The sequence below is a fragment of the Rhodococcus sp. ABRD24 genome (assembly GCF_004328705.1).
Taxonomy (GTDB): Bacteria; Actinomycetota; Actinomycetes; order Mycobacteriales; family Mycobacteriaceae; genus Prescottella.
Genome location: NZ_CP035319.1, coordinates 2,993,872 through 3,008,025, shown reverse-complemented (window position 1 = coordinate 3,008,025; position 14,154 = coordinate 2,993,872). Strand labels below are relative to the sequence as shown.

The window sequence follows — 14,154 nt, the reverse complement described above, 5'->3', positions numbered from 1 at the left end:
GGCCGGAGGACTGCGACGTGACCGGGCAGCCCGCCACGGTGACCATCTATGGGACGCTCGTCGCGCCTTGGGTGAAGGGCGAGCGATTGAACCGTCGGAAGTACCGCAAAGACGAGGCCCCCGTTACCTTCTTCGTAGTCCCGCACCGCGGGACCGCGGTCGCCAGGTTCGGTATGACTTCCTGCCCCTGTCTTTCGAATGATCCGGGGGGTGGTGTCGCCGAACTTGGTGGCATCGATGGACCGCTGATAGGGACAGGGCCACCGGGTTAGAGGTAGGTCTCTTCGTAACGTGGGTGCCGGGTATCGATGCTGGATCGGCGACCGGTTGGGCCGGACGAAAGACTGCTTCATGGACACGAGTTACGCCGTGTTTTGCGGCATCGACGTGGGTAAAAGCGATCATCACGCGGTCGGATTGAATGCCGCCGGCCGCCGACTGTTCGACAAGGCGCTGCCGAACGACGAGGCGCGCCTGCGGGCTGTGTTCGCGGACCTCGCCGCGCACGGACCGATCCTGGTGGTCGTCGATCAACCGAACACCATCGGCGCCTTGCCGGTCACCGTTGCCCGGGCCTGCGGTCATGACGTCGCCTACCTGCCAGGGCTGTCGATGCGCCGGGTCGCCGATCTCTATCCCGGGCAGGCGAAGACCGATGCCCGCGACGCGTTCATCATCGCCGACACCGCCCGCACCATGCCCCACACCCTGCGCCAGGTCGACGTCGGTGACGAGACCCTGACCGAACTCGGAGTGCTCGTCGGGTTCGACGACGACCTCGCCGGCGAGGCCACCCGGATCAGCAACCGCATCCGCGGACTGCTCACCGGCATCCACCCCGTCCTCGAACGAGTTCTGGGATCTCGGATCAGTCACCTGGCTGTCCTCGAGATCCTGTCCCGCTACGGCGGACCGGCCGGGATCCGGCAGGCCGGTAAACGCCGGATCACCACTCTCGCGGTCAAACACGCACCGCGGATGGGCACCCGTCTGGCCGAGGAGATCTTCGCTGCCCTGGACGCGCAGACCGTGACGGTTCCCGGCAGCAAGGCCGCCGAGCCCTGACACCGGGATCGCCGCGCACATCAAGCCCGAATCCATCGCCCTCGACTGACCCCGGACATGGCCCGAGGCGGGAAGGCAGCAGCGAACCTATTTTGTACTACACAAATAGACTATTTTGTCGTACACTATTAGCATGGCAATCAAGTGGACCGACAGTGCCCTCAAGCACGGAATCGACATTGAGGACGCGAAGTATGCCATCGCACACGCCGAGTACATGGAGACCGAATTCGACGAGCCCCGCCCGCCGTCGACCATCCCGCCCACCCTGTTCATCGGCCCTCAGCGTCGGCTGGGGGCACCGTTGCTCGAGGTGATGGTCGAGATCGGCCGCCGCGACGTGACGATCTTTCACGTCATGGAGGCCCGGGCGAAACACCTTGAGCGGATGAAGAACTGAAGGTGCCGGACCTGTGCACGCGGCAAGAATGGAGGAAGCGATGACCAAGAAGGCGAAGGACTACGAGGCCGCAGCCCGATGGGCCGAGGACGACATGGTCCTACCCGAGAACTCGACGACGGCCCGCCGGGGCGCGGCCGCCGCCGAAGCGGGCCGGGCCCTGCTCGCCCGCGCCCACGCCGGACGGCCCAGCCTCGACCCGGCCGCCGCGCCCGGCACCGAGTCGCCCCGGCGGCAGGTCCGGCTCCCGCTCGCCGTGAGCGAGCAGGTCGACGAGATCGCGAAGGCGCAGGGCCGCCGGTCGTCCGAGGTCATGCGGGACGCGATCACGCTGTACGTGCAGGACAACGCGACCCGGTGAGACAGCCCCCGTCGGCACCCGGCAGGGTGTCGACGGGCAGCACCGGCCTGCAACACGACAGGGCAGGGCACCAGGCCCAGCCCGACTGCCGCGTCCGCTCCGGCACTGCTAGCGGCGTCACTCAGGGCGGAGAACGCGTCCCCGACTCCCTGCAGTCCGACCACAGTCGCGGCCAGGCCCGCGGCGCCCGCGATACCGACACCCGCCAGCCCGACACCGAGCGCACCGACGGCTCCCGCAGCCAGTCCCGCCGCGGCACCGATCGCGGCGATCAACGACGCGATACCGGCGATCTTCACGCGATTCCTCGCGACCCGGTCCAGCGACATACCCAACCCGGCCACGCCATCGCCACCACCACCGACGGTGTTGATGCGCACGATCTGGGTCGTCGGCCGCGTCAAATGCGCGATGTACGCCCGGAACTCCGCTGCATTCGCCACATCCAGACGCACCGGGGCGACGATGTCGGCGGCCGTGAGCTTCGTGTTCAGCTCCGCCACGAACGCCTGAAACTGTGTCGGCGACACATCCAACGTGACTGGCACCGTCGCACTCAGCGTCGCCAACGACGCCTGCAACGCGGCCTTGTCAGCTTCGAGCGTGACATTCGCAGAAAGCGAGAGCGTGTTCAGCCGCGCCTGTGTCTCGTGCGAGAACAACCCAGTATCGGCGTCGAGGCGGACATTCGCCGCGAACTCGATGTCCTTGAAATGCTGCTCAGCTGCCTCGGTAGCCCGCACTGCGGCCGCACGCACCCGCGCCTCGAACTCGGCGTCGAGATTGCCCCAGTCCAAACTCGCTTTGACAGAGGCAGTAGCGAACGGGACTGTCACCGGCCAAGCCCTCCCGGATCACCTGAACAAGGTGTCCGGCCCGCAGCCAGCGACAAGAACTACGTGCAGCCTATCGGTCTACTCCGACGCGTGACGACTCGATGAAACCCGGCTTGAGTAGACGCCCACCGCGGCTGCATCCGCACCCATGCGACGATGACGAGCTGTGACCCTCACCGCAATCGGCCCAATCAACTGGGGCTCGCTTCCAGACTGGCTCGTCGCCCTCGGCACAGTGGCAGCGGTGGTAGTTGCCCTGGCACTGGCATTGCGTGACAGGCGTCGTCACGCAGCCGATGAAGAACGCCGCGCAGAAGAACGCCGCGACCTCGAAGCGGCACAAGCCCGTCTCGTCTACTTCGAAATCACGGCAATGGGCGGCCTCATGGTCAAGATTCTCAATGAGAGCGACCGCCCGATCTTCCACGTCTGCCTGGAGTCGGTGGAGAAGTCCGATTCACCCGACTTCACGTGGCAGGTGAACCGAAATGTGATGGGGGCCCGCGCAGAGACAAACTCGATCGAGCCCCGCGGGCATTTCAAGATTCCTGTGAATCTGGTGTCCGAAGATGGTCAGGCGCCACGTTCACGGATCGGCGAGTACACGATCACTATCAGCTTCCTCGATGCAGCTGGTCTGAGATGGACCCGGACCGGAATGGGCCCTCCCACACGCGTACTTGATGATCCGACTGACGCGCCCGCAGCCTAGTTCCATGACTCGGGCTCGGGGCGAGGCTTCGATGCGGGCGGTGAACGTCCAGCCGAATCAGTTCGCGTATCTAATTTAGATACGTCGCCAGATTCCTCCAGGTCTCGTCGCACCGACCCCACCGTTGAGGGGTGAGCCCCAGTGCGTCGACCATGAGCATTGTCTGATAGTCCCGGGTCGGCCTTGATCGACTCAGCGATCAGTGCCCGCTTCTGCTCCCGATTGAGCTGTCGGCGGTCGATGTTGAGTGACAGTGCAAGCGTTCGCTTCTCGCTGTCGGTGTATCCGGTCTTCACGATCCGGGGACAGTCGCTGCCGAGGTGAGCTGCGATCTGCCGGCGGTGTGGGTGGACGTTCCCCTTCACCAAAACTGGGGGGGCAGCTCCTACCTGCGGTTTCGTTCGGGCATCGACGTCAGCCAGGTGATGCCGCCTCAGCGAGTCGATCGGCGCCATCGAGAAGCGCAGTGCGAAGGTCGCCCTTATCTAGGCGCGATCCTGCGGAAGCGAAGACGATTGCGCCGACCGCGCGGCCGGTCGAGATCATCCATGGGTCAGGGAGCGGCCCGTCGTCCATCGGTCGCGGACCTGGCCCACCCCACGGCCATTTCCGCGGGTAGGGGGTCGGACACCAGTCGTCCACCACTTCGCTGACGATTCGTGCTGACGGTTCACCACGGATGTCCGATTCAACTGCGATGCGGACCAACTCGTGCGCCATATCGGCGGTGTTGATCAGGAAGGCATCGGACGGAGAGAGCGATTGAGAGTCACGCTCGTATCTTCGGGGCGAACGGGGTGTGTGTGGAGCTATTGCATCCCATACTTGGGGCCGGATCTGGGCGATGAGTGGCAGCAAAGACGCTGTGCGCATGAGAATCTCCTGCGATCGGTCTGGCGCGTGGTCACCGGCCTGAGGCTTCCGTAGTCGACCATCATTGGGAGGACTTCCAGCCGCGCTAGCAAAAACGTCAAGGCCGGTACGTATCCGATCGTCCTCCTCCGCTGATTGCATGTCACTGGCCGTTAGAGCTGCAAACCAGCCTTCCGGTCTTCTGTCCGACGTGCCACCGCCATCCATCGCGCGATCGTCTTGTCGACCATCCATGCCAGATGCACGGCCACTCTAGTCACACGATGCGGCTCACATGTCACATGAATCGGCCGACAGCTGCCTGTCAGTCGGCGACGGTGCGGAGGCCGAATCGGATGTCTGACCGTCCATTTGGGGTACGGCCATGCTGGACACCGGCCTGACCCGCATCTCCCGTCTATCTAGGGTCCATTGCGCTGTGACTGTCAGCGGTAACTGGCACGGTTCTTGTCGCTGAAGATGACAGGCCCTGCTGCGGCGGCTTCCACGACTGGACCACTCGAAGCGTCGAGGACCGACGATCACCGGTCAGTGTTGCGGGCGGTTTCGACCACGTCGACGGTGATGGTGGTCAGTTCGTTGATCTTCATGATGCGGCGGATCTGAGAGAAGAGCCGTTGGAGGAGCCGGAAGTTTCCTGATGTGATGCGGGCGATGGCGGCGATGGCTTGGGCATCGGTGAAGTCGTCGCTGAGGTCGAGGCCGAGGGTGCGCCAGTGGCGAGTCAGGACGAAGGTCAGCTCGTCGTGGGACAGGGGACGGTGGTGGTGGGCGAACCCGACCACCGCTGTCGTGCTGGGCGTGGCGAGGGAAGCGTTTTTCGATGCCGGGCATGCCGATGAGGATCAGGCCGTGCTGGCCCCGGTCGTATTCGTCGCGGAGCATCTCGAGGGCGCTGGTGGTCAGGCGTTCGGATTCGTCGATGATCGTCGACTTACCGCCTGCCCTCAGGTCTCTATTGTTACAGGACTGAGACCGACACCGGCGCTATTCCTGAGAGTTTGCTGTGGACTCACAAGACGGATCAATCGGTCCGTAGCGACATAGGGGAGGTTGTTCGTATATGCGACTCGCGCTAACCAATCTAGTCCGGGGGCGATGGAGGAGACCACTGAGTTCTAGCCTCGTCGTTCTCGTCATAGCCGCTGTTGTCACGGCGCTCTTGCCTGGCACTGCGTATGCAGCGGAGCGGTGGATCCCTCCGCAGTCGGTCAAGGGCTCGATTCTTGCCGAGTACGAGAGACTCGAAGGCATCGGCAAATCACCGGGTACTCCGACGAGCCCTGAACGCGACGACCGGCAGGGCGGGAAGTTCCAAGACTACGTCAACAACAACCATATCTACTGGAACGCCCGAGTCGACCCCAACCGCGGCCGACAAGTCGGCGGCGCAATCTACAATCGCTGGGGTCAATACGATTGGGAAAACGGCGCGCTCGGGTACCCCATACAGTCCGAAATGGACGCAACCGGAGGCGGCAAGCTCAGCCGGTTCGAGCGGGGCCTGATCTACTGGAGCTCGGCCACCGGTGCACACCCCGTGTGGGGGGAAATCCTGCAGACATGGGCAGCGCACGGATATGAACAGAGCAGCTACGGATTCCCCACCAGCGGCGAGGAAGTCATTGGCGACGGGCGACGCCAGTACTTCCAGACTTCCAGAACGGCTACATCGAATGGCATCCCGAAGGCTTCCCGGAGGACTGGGAAGGGGACTCCCGCCAAGACGAGGATCCTGCCGACGATACTGATCAGTTCTACGCGAACTGCGGAGCGAACTGCGCGAACGACGCAACCGTTAAGGTGACCGGACACCCCGTCAAGAGCAACGCAGGGGCCTCCTTCCGCGCCCAAGATTCCGAGGCCGGCAACAGCGATACCACTTCCGAAGATGGCACGCCGTTCTGCGACGAACTACGGCCCGACCCCAGTGCAAGCCCCGATGACGGCGTGCTCTGTCTCGTGCGTGAAGGAGCAGAACCCGGAACGGCAGTGCACAAGCAAGGCGATGAAGCTCCCGCACTTCCGCAGCCTTCATCAACTCCACGAGCAACGTCGACCACCGAGCCATCCCGGCAGGAAGCAGCCCCACCGACGGGAACCAACGAGACCACGCCGTCCTCTACAGTCGTTCCGACAACCGAGCCATCGACACAGTCGAACCCTCAGCCACCGACGACCCGAGCACCCAAGCCGGCGACATCCACGACCGCCACTCCACCGACACCGAGTCCGTTCTCGGGCACGGACCCAGACCAGCAAGAACCTGCTGGAATCTCTAACCCTGCCCCATCGGAGAGCACAGGGATCCGGAACTTCGTAGGTAACCGAACCCAAGGCGTCACTGCTGCGGCACTTCCCGGAGTGAAGGAATACTGCAAGATCGGCCATGCCGACTTCGAGTACAAATTCTGGATCGGCGAACGAATGAACCAATGCCGAACAAAAGTGATCGAGATCGGCATGGCGAACAAGCAGACCGCCACCTACATCGGAACGATCTACGTCGAGGAAATGCGCAACATCAAGCTGGCGTGGAACAACACCGCCTGGGACGAGAACCTGGGAATCCGCGTACAGAATGTCATCGCTTTCCCGGGTGTTCCCGGAGCTGAGCTGATTCTTGACAGCGTGCAGCTCAAATGGGAGTTCAACTGCACCTACGCCTTCCTCGTGTCCTGCTACAACGATGGTGGAGCGCCTTCCATCGGACCTCAGACAGTCGCAGCGCTACGGGCGGTGCAGTTCACCACGATCGCGAGGAAGGGGATCGTGGCACCGCCGGCTGGGGCGGCCAACGGGCTGTCCAACATGCGGTTTACCGCGACGCATCCCCAGTTCACTATTGCCTCGGGCTTGACGGGGGTGTCACCCTTGATCTCTTGCGATGCATCCGTCGGGATGAGAAACACCCAGGGCTGTTCCTTCGCGGCCGTCGTTCCGGTCCTTGACTACACGGACTTCACCGGACTGAACGAGTTCATGTATCACGTCAAGCAGGCCCAACTGTCCGGCCTTCCGGGAGCCAATGGCGGACAGCCGCTCAACCGCGTGACATCGAAGCAGACCATCAGGGACAACCGCCGCGGATCCTGTGGCGGGGTCACGGGGCCGAGACCATCCGGCAGGAGCTGCGATGAGTATCCATTCGCCAGTACCAATCAGGGAGCACGACCCGGCGGACCGTACGCAGGCCTCGGACGCACGTTCCCCAACTGCGGGATCAAGGACAATGACCTCCAAGTGGGCGGAACAGGGGGCACCGGCTACAGCGTGTGCATGATCGATCGAGGCCAAAATAGCTCAGCCGGATCCATCCTGGGATGGTTCTACGCGAAGAACCGCGTCCTATCCGGAGAGAGCTTCAGGGTGTACGTCGGATAGCAGGGTAGGCCCAGCAAGAGAATCTGCCGGTGCTCCACACCTCAGGTACAAGGCGTGGAGCACCGGCACCCAACCCGTGTACAGATCACTTCGTTTTTGTGGGTCCAAACAAACGGGCGGATGCATCAGCGACTCGATCCCCATAGGGATCGGCTTTCGCCGCAGCCTTTGATCGCGAACGGCCCACCTTCGCTCTGGCTTTTTGATCTGGGATGATCGGCCAGCACTCGAGCAGATAGTCCTCTGTTGGTTCGTCAACGATGAGGTCCCAGTTCGCATCCCGTCCACGAGCAGATACCCGAACCATCAGTTTCCCCGTCGATGGAGCAGAAATCGTCCCGAACTCATTGACCACGTCCCCGAGTGTCGTCAGTACAACCAAATCGTCCGTGACAACGACGCTGCCGTCAGCGACGACTTCCCACTCACCATGAGTGCCGGTCGGTTCAGCCTCGAGCACGGACACACCCACCCGTACTGGACCCGCGGCGACCCCCGTATGGACGACGATCAAATTCGGTCCGGAGTCGAAGATCTCGCCGACCGTGGTCACCGCTGTGGGATCTGCAGTAGGAGCGGACACGAAGAACTGGTGATAATCGGCATCAACCGTCGACCAAAGCGTCATGACATTCAGCCTAACCACCTGGCGACAACCGGAGGACCTACATGACCCGCCCAACCTCGGCACGGCACCTGGCCACCCCGGCGTTCTCCGGCCTATGTTCAGGGCTGGCGATGCTCGCAGGCTGGCGATATATCGCCCACCGCCGCCTAGTCCTGGTTTCTCCTCAGCCGCCGACGGACCCGAACAAACCCGGCTTCATTTTCACCCTCGACTACCTCGAATACCGTGGCGGTCCCCCATGGTGGCCAGCAGCAATCGTGTACCCGCTCATCGGCCTCGGCATCGGTCTCGCTGTGGGATTGCTCCTCGCAACAGTCCCATCAGTCGCTCGGATGCCCGACCGCGCCACTCGGATCGCGCTGTGGCTCGCGATCCCCGTAACCGGCATCATCGTCGGCACCGTGACCACGCAGCTGGTCCAGTCCTCACCCCCGGTGATCGAAATCGCCGCGATCACCGACCCCAACTACGTCCCCAACCCCACAGAAATCGAATCCCTCACCGAACCACCGGTACACGGCGCGCCACCCCGATTCAACCTCCTCGAGCCAGCCCTCGCGCTCCCGATACTCGGCGGCATCGCCGCACTACTCGGCGGAACAGCAACACAGCTCATCCTCCGACGAACGACCCGAACCGACTAGGTAGACCCGACCTTGCTCGGCGAGGACGCCCGCCCAGCAGGTGTGGGCCGCCTCAGTCCTGCGCATAGCTCTCAGGATCGGAATAGCCTGACCGGTGATCGTCGGTCCTCGACGCTTCGAGTGGTCCAGTCGTTGAAGCCGCCGCAGCAGGGCCTGCCATCTTCAGCGACAAGAACCGTGCCAGTTACCGCTGACAGTCACACCATTGCGCATTGATCGACACTCTGTCTAATTTCGTCTAAGACCCTAAACAGACAGGGAAGGACGGTCCATGAGCACAGTCGGCTATCAGCGCGTATCCACCGCGGACCAGAACACCGCCCGCCAGCTGGACGGTATCGAGATAGACAAGATGTTCACCGACCACGCCTCAGGCAAGGACACCAACCGCCCGCAGTTCCAGGCGTGCCTGGAGTACGTCCGTGAGGGCGACGAGCTGGTGGTGCACTCGATGGACCGCCTGGCCCGGTCCCTGGTGGACCTCCGCCGCGTCGTCGACGAGCTGACCGACCGTGGTGTCAGCATCCGATTCGTCAAGGAGGGGCTGACCTTCACCCGCGACGAGTCCGACGCGTGCAGCGTTCTCATGCTGTCGGTGATGGGCGCGGTGGCGGAGTTCGAGCGGTCGCTGCTGCTCGAGCGCCAGCGTGAGGGCATCGCCGTCGCAAAGCGTGAGGGTAAGTACAAGGGCCGCGCCTTCGCCCTCAGCGCCGAGCAGGCCGCGGAGATGACGCGGCGGTTGTCCGCGGGCGAGTCGGCCGCGGCCCTCGCTCGGGAGTACGGGGTAAGCAGGGCGACGGTCTACAACACAGCCCAGCGTGCGCAGGCGGTGTCCCGATGACGAGCACGACCGACACCCGTTCCACGCCTCCGAAAGCCATCGACATCGTGCGGGCCTTCAGCGAGCGGCGGGCACACGTTGATGGACTCCGGTTCATCGATTGGGGGGAGCCGACGTGCTTCGTCTGCGGGCTGTCCGACGCCTCCTGGGCCGTGGGCGATCTGGACGACTCGATCGCCCTTCTGGAGAAGCGATGGAAGCGGTCTCGACTCCAGAAGGCCCATCTCGTCCCCCACCAGTTCGGCGGGGCAAACACGCCTGACAACTTCGCCATGCTCTGTAGGGACTGCCACCGGGACGCACCAGACACTCCCGACGCGGAGGCCGCGCTCCGTTGGATCGCCCGACGTGAGCACCACATCGCCACCCTTGCCCGCGAGATCGACGGAGCTGCCTCGCCCGGGTGTGTTGCTCGCTGGATCGAGGCGGGGTCGCCACGGCCGGACGTCTCGGATGTTGCCGGTTCTGCCGGGCTGCACTGGGACGCAGACCCCGGCGGCGGTCCCATCCTCTCGGTCGGTACGAAGGCAGTGCTGCTCGCTGCAGCTATCGAGTCCGCCCTTGCCGAACGTATGTGAGCGAGCGACAATCCCGTTCCGACGATCGCAGTGGCACTCGGAGTGTCCCGGGCGGCGAGTTGGAACTGAGACGCGGTGTCCGATACTCACGAGAGTGGTCACTAGAGTTCCCGTCCGACGGCTAGAGATAGCGGAGGACAACATTGGTCGACCGGCAACCCATCTCATTGCCCTGGTACGACGAGAACTCGATACCCGGCGGGAGGGTGAAGCTCAAGAACTTCGGTAGCGTTCCCGCTCCGAGCTCCGTTCCGGAGCTCATCGAAGTCGCTCAAAGGATCGCGTTGGCAGATGGCAAGGTCATCGGCTGGCGGGGGCAGGCCCACGAGGCGTGGAAGGTAGAACCGGGAGCCGCGCGCCGCATACATAGGCCTTGGAACGGCGTACAGCCGAAGTGGTCCCGCAATGTTCAACAGATGCTCGACAACCTTGGCGTTGCGCGAGTGCCGATGGGCGATAGCCCGCGCAGTCGCCAGGGAGCGATTGAGGAGTATCTGCGACAGCTTGTCCGCGAAGTGCGGAGTTCAAGCTCTCTCAGTCAACCGCTGGTCCGCGCCAGTGACCTCGAAGTGCTGACGCTGCTGCAGCACTACGGCACAGCGACGCATCTCCTCGACATCTCCAGCAACATCCTTGTTGCGCTCTGGATAGCTGCAACCAACGAGAGCGACAAGACCGGGATCATCATCGCCTTCAGTCGGGAGGCGGTGACAGAACTACTGCCCAGTGACGTTTCTCCGACACTCTGGGAACACTTCGCTCAGATCCGTAGTGGCAGGCCGGCGTACTGGACTCCGCCAACCACGACCCCCCGAATGACCTCGCAGCAAGGGGCGTTCGTCATCTCCCAAATTGCGGACCAGCCTTGGGGGACGGTAGATGTGACCAGCACCTTCGTCTGGAACGACCATCCCGGGTGGAACGAACGGCCCGGTAGTGATCCCTCGTTCGACTACACCGACGTGCACAGCTACTTCATAGCAGTCACGCCCGAGCTCAAAAAGGACTTCCTGACCAGCACTCGCACTGGAGTTTTCGGTCTCAACCACGCCACCGTATACCCAGATCTTCCGGGCTTTGCTGAGTCTCATCGTCACTCGAGCGAAGTGCCCTACGTCCCACCGTTCGACTAGTTCCGCCCGTCGCCAAGCGCTCGAAGCGCAGCCACCGCGCCCTCCAGGAACGCAGCCTGCTCTGGTGTCGCATCGAGCGCACCGAGCGCCGCTTCGAGCTGGTCCGCGGCCTCAGCGGCCTCGGATACAGGCGTCTTGTCGCTCACACGTCCTCCGGGTTGTCCTGGTCGATCTCGCAGAGCTTGCGGGCGAGCTCGAGGATGTCGGCATCGAGATCCGACTTCGTGAACGCGAGAGTGACATCCGCCTTGCCGGCACCGCCAGGCCCAGAAGCTTGACCTGCGAATCCAGCACACCTCGGGCTGCTGCAATCAACTGAGACTTGCCGACCAGCTGCCCCTTGCCCTCTGCCGTCTCGATCGCCTCCCACGCCTTCGCCCACAGGGCTTCGAGGCGAGCATTCATAAGGTTGATGAGGCTCAGCGATAGTGCTCGCTTGTGCTCAATGAAAGTGCCCGGTCGTGGGCGGGGTTCACTGTAGCGGTTGCCGGGTTCCTGTGACGGTTTTGCGGAGTTTCTCGGTGAGGGCGTGGTGGTCGCGGAGTCGGTAGGAGTCGCCGTCCAGGTTCAGCACGACGGAGCGGTGCAGGAGCCGGTCGAGCATGGCGGCGGCGACGGTGGTGTCGCCGAGGACCTCACCCCATTCACCGACGCCGCGGTTGGTGGTGATGACGATCGAGGTCTTCGTATAGCGTTGCGCGACAACCTGAAACAGTGCGGATGCGGCTTCGCCCGGGAAGTGGTAGGTAGCCGAGTTCGTCGATCACCAGCAGGGTGGGTCCGGCGTAGAATCGCATCGTGGTCGCCCACCGGCCTTCGATGGCGGCCCGGTGGCAGCGGGCGGCGAGGTCGGCGGCGGTGGTGAAATACGTGCGGTAGCCGGCATGCGCCGCTGCGCGGGCGAGCCCGACTGACAGGTGGGTCTTGCCGACTCCGGGTGGGCCGATGAGCAGCACGTTGGTGGCGGTCTCGAGGTAGCGGCAGGTGCCGAGTTCGGCGAGCAGTGCCCGGTCGACGCCGGGGGCTGCGTCGTAGTCGAAGTCGTCGAGCGACGCCGGGGTCGGCAGACACGCGAACCGCAGCCGGCCGGCCAGACGGCGGGCCTCGGTGGCATCGACCTCGATCGACAACAGTTGCTCGAGGGCCGCGGTCATCGACAGACCGTCTTTCTGCGCGCGATCGAGAACCGACGGCAGGGCTTCGGCGGCGTCGTGGAGTTTCAGTGTGGCCAGGTGTCCGCGCAGGCGCTGGTAGAGACTCGTCGTCTGCGTGGTGGTCGGGGTTGCGCTCATGCGAGGGTGTTCCTTCCGCGGGCGGCTCGTTCGTAAACGGTCAGGTCAGTGATGGTTGAAGTGTTTGCTGGAGTGGATGATTCGCCCGCGATCTGCCTCTCGGTGGCGCTGCGGTGCAATGCTTCTGCCGCGGCGATCGCGTCGGGTCCGGGTGGGATGCGTTCCTTGCGGCGGTGCGGCCGACCACCCGCTGAGGCGGTGGCCATCGCCGCTTGTTCGAGGGCGACGACGTGGCCGTGGTCACGGACGGTCGCCCCGGCCCCGTCGGGTGCGAGTCGGTGCCTGGCGACGGTGATCTGCGAGGCGGTGTCGATGTCGACGACATCGCCGCCGAGAACTCGGGAGACGGTGACCTGCGCTGCAGCCAACTCCGGGGGCACCGAGTAGCGGTTGCCGCGGTAGGCGACCAACGCCTGCCGGCTGACGGTGCGGGTCTCGGTGACGGTCACCGGATACGGAACCGGCGGTGCGGTCAACGGTTCGGCCGCGGCGACGGTGGCCACCGAGGATCGGCCATCCGCGGTCGGGCGCAACCGGGTGTCGCCGCGCAGCCGGCAGAATTCGTCGAGGCTCGCCTGCGCCTGCTCCACCGTCAGGTCATCGGCGAGGGTTCGCCACCAGCGTTGTGCAGCAGTGTGATTGGCCTTCTCCACCACGCCTTTGCGGTTCCCGGATCTCGGTGGGCAGATCGCGACCGAGACACCTTAGTGCTTGGCGACACCGGCGCAGGAAGCGGTGACCTTCCCCGAGTCCGGGTGGCAGACCGTCGCCATCCGGTCGAACCGCCAGCTGCGGGTCAGGCCACCCAATGCCCGGACGATGCGGTCGAGACCGTCGATCAGCTGCGGCTGGGTCATCGCCGGGGCGAGGATCCCGCGCCACCGCCCGGACTGCGCGAGGGAGCCTACGAGCAGATGCGCCGTCTTTCCCCAGCCCCACCCGGTCGGGGGGTTCGGCAGTTCGACCCAGTCCCATTGGGTTTCCTCGCCCGGCGGGTGCTCGATGACCGCGTTGGGGCGGCCGGTGGCGCACGCGCAGGCCTTGCACACCGGTCGTAGCTTTCGCTGCCGGATCTGGCGGGTCAGGGTCTGATACGAGGCGGTGTAGCCGAGCGCCTCGAGTTCGTCGCACAGGGTGCGGGCCCACAAATGTGGGTCCTCGACCAGGCGGGCGGTGACGTAGTCGACGAACGGCTCGAACGGATCCTGGCGTGCTGGTTTGCGCACGCCGGGCGTCGTGGTCCCGTTCAGGTAGTTGCGGACCGTCCTACGGTTGCGGCCGGTGTGGCGGGCGATCGCCGAGATCGTCCAGCCTCGTTTGTGGAGTGCGTGTATCTCCAAGTCGTCCTCCCATGTCAACATAGAAAGCGGGTCTCCTTTGGGGTGCTGGTGCGTGGTCAGAGACCAC

11 protein-coding genes and 3 pseudogenes are annotated in these 14,154 nt (G+C 64.2%); 8 read left to right on the top strand and 6 right to left on the bottom strand.

Annotated elements, in window-relative coordinates; translation table 11 throughout:
- Nucleotides 1–351: 351 nt before the first annotated feature.
- Both ERC79_RS13215 and ERC79_RS13210 read left to right on the top strand, forming a co-directional pair.
- Nucleotides 352–1,056, top strand: a pseudogene (locus ERC79_RS13215) (IS110 family transposase); the annotation flags it as partial.
- Nucleotides 1,057–1,198: 142 nt separating this feature from the next.
- Nucleotides 1,199–1,465 carry a hypothetical protein gene (locus ERC79_RS13210; RefSeq protein ID WP_131578803.1) on the top strand — a complete coding sequence of 89 codons (267 nt, stop codon included), beginning with the start codon at nt 1,199–1,201 and terminating at the stop codon, nt 1,463–1,465.
- A 60-nt stretch (nt 1,466–1,525) separates the two neighbouring features.
- On the opposite strand, the gene ERC79_RS23490 is transcribed toward ERC79_RS13210, so the two are convergent.
- Entirely contained in the window at nt 1,526–2,662 is a 1,137-nt protein-coding gene (locus ERC79_RS23490; protein ID WP_242676556.1) for a hypothetical protein, read from the bottom strand.
- 166 nt (nt 2,663–2,828) lie between these two features.
- Between ERC79_RS23490 and ERC79_RS13200 the strand changes: the two genes are divergently transcribed.
- Complete coding sequence (locus ERC79_RS13200) at nt 2,829–3,374, top strand: hypothetical protein (RefSeq protein WP_207390317.1); 546 nt, start codon at nt 2,829–2,831, stop codon at nt 3,372–3,374.
- Nucleotides 3,375–4,768: 1,394 nt separating this feature from the next.
- Here ERC79_RS13200 and ERC79_RS13195 read toward each other — a convergent pair.
- Nucleotides 4,769–5,032, bottom strand: coding sequence for an ATP-binding protein (locus tag ERC79_RS13195; RefSeq protein WP_131578798.1), 264 nt, complete (start codon nt 5,030–5,032; stop codon nt 4,769–4,771).
- Nucleotides 5,033–6,611: 1,579 nt separating this feature from the next.
- Between ERC79_RS13195 and ERC79_RS13185 the strand changes: the two genes are divergently transcribed.
- Nucleotides 6,612–7,631 (top strand): hypothetical protein, encoded by a 1,020-nt coding sequence (locus ERC79_RS13185; protein ID WP_131578795.1) that lies wholly within the window; start codon nt 6,612–6,614, stop codon nt 7,629–7,631.
- Nucleotides 7,632–7,716: 85 nt separating this feature from the next.
- Here ERC79_RS13185 and ERC79_RS13180 read toward each other — a convergent pair whose 3' ends face one another.
- Entirely contained in the window at nt 7,717–8,259 is a 543-nt protein-coding gene (locus ERC79_RS13180) for a hypothetical protein (protein WP_131578793.1), read from the bottom strand.
- Nucleotides 8,260–8,300: 41 nt separating this feature from the next.
- Here ERC79_RS13180 and ERC79_RS13175 point away from each other — a divergent pair, with 41 nt between their 5' ends.
- The 4 genes from ERC79_RS13175 to ERC79_RS13160 all read left to right on the top strand — a co-directional run bounded on the left by ERC79_RS13175 (nt 8,301) and on the right by ERC79_RS13160 (nt 11,455).
- Nucleotides 8,301–8,903, top strand: coding sequence for a hypothetical protein (locus ERC79_RS13175; RefSeq protein ID WP_131578791.1), 603 nt, complete (start codon nt 8,301–8,303; stop codon nt 8,901–8,903).
- Between the two features lie 271 nt (nt 8,904–9,174).
- Complete coding sequence (locus ERC79_RS13170; protein WP_131578789.1) at nt 9,175–9,744, top strand: recombinase family protein; 570 nt, start codon at nt 9,175–9,177, stop codon at nt 9,742–9,744.
- On the top strand, nt 9,741–10,322 hold the full coding sequence (locus tag ERC79_RS13165; RefSeq protein WP_131578787.1) for an HNH endonuclease signature motif containing protein: 582 nt from the start codon (nt 9,741–9,743) through the stop codon (nt 10,320–10,322). Before ERC79_RS13170 ends, ERC79_RS13165 begins: the two co-directional genes overlap by 4 nt.
- Before the next feature lie 206 nt (nt 10,323–10,528).
- Nucleotides 10,529–11,455: an FRG domain-containing protein gene (locus tag ERC79_RS13160; RefSeq protein WP_165497115.1), complete on the top strand. Its 927-nt coding sequence runs from the start codon at nt 10,529–10,531 to the stop codon at nt 11,453–11,455.
- Here ERC79_RS13160 and ERC79_RS23110 read toward each other — a convergent pair.
- The 3 genes and pseudogenes from ERC79_RS23110 to ERC79_RS13150 form a co-directional block, all read right to left on the bottom strand.
- Nucleotides 11,452–11,601: a hypothetical protein gene (locus ERC79_RS23110; RefSeq protein ID WP_165497114.1), complete on the bottom strand. Its 150-nt coding sequence runs from the start codon at nt 11,599–11,601 to the stop codon at nt 11,452–11,454. The genes ERC79_RS13160 and ERC79_RS23110 overlap by 4 nt on opposite strands.
- A 326-nt stretch (nt 11,602–11,927) precedes the next feature.
- Nucleotides 11,928–12,747, bottom strand: a pseudogene (gene istB, locus ERC79_RS13155) (IS21-like element helper ATPase IstB).
- Nucleotides 12,744–14,108 (bottom strand): annotated as a pseudogene (locus tag ERC79_RS13150) (IS21 family transposase). The pseudogenes istB and ERC79_RS13150 overlap by 4 nt, the downstream one beginning before the upstream one ends.
- Nucleotides 14,109–14,154 lie beyond the last annotated feature (46 nt).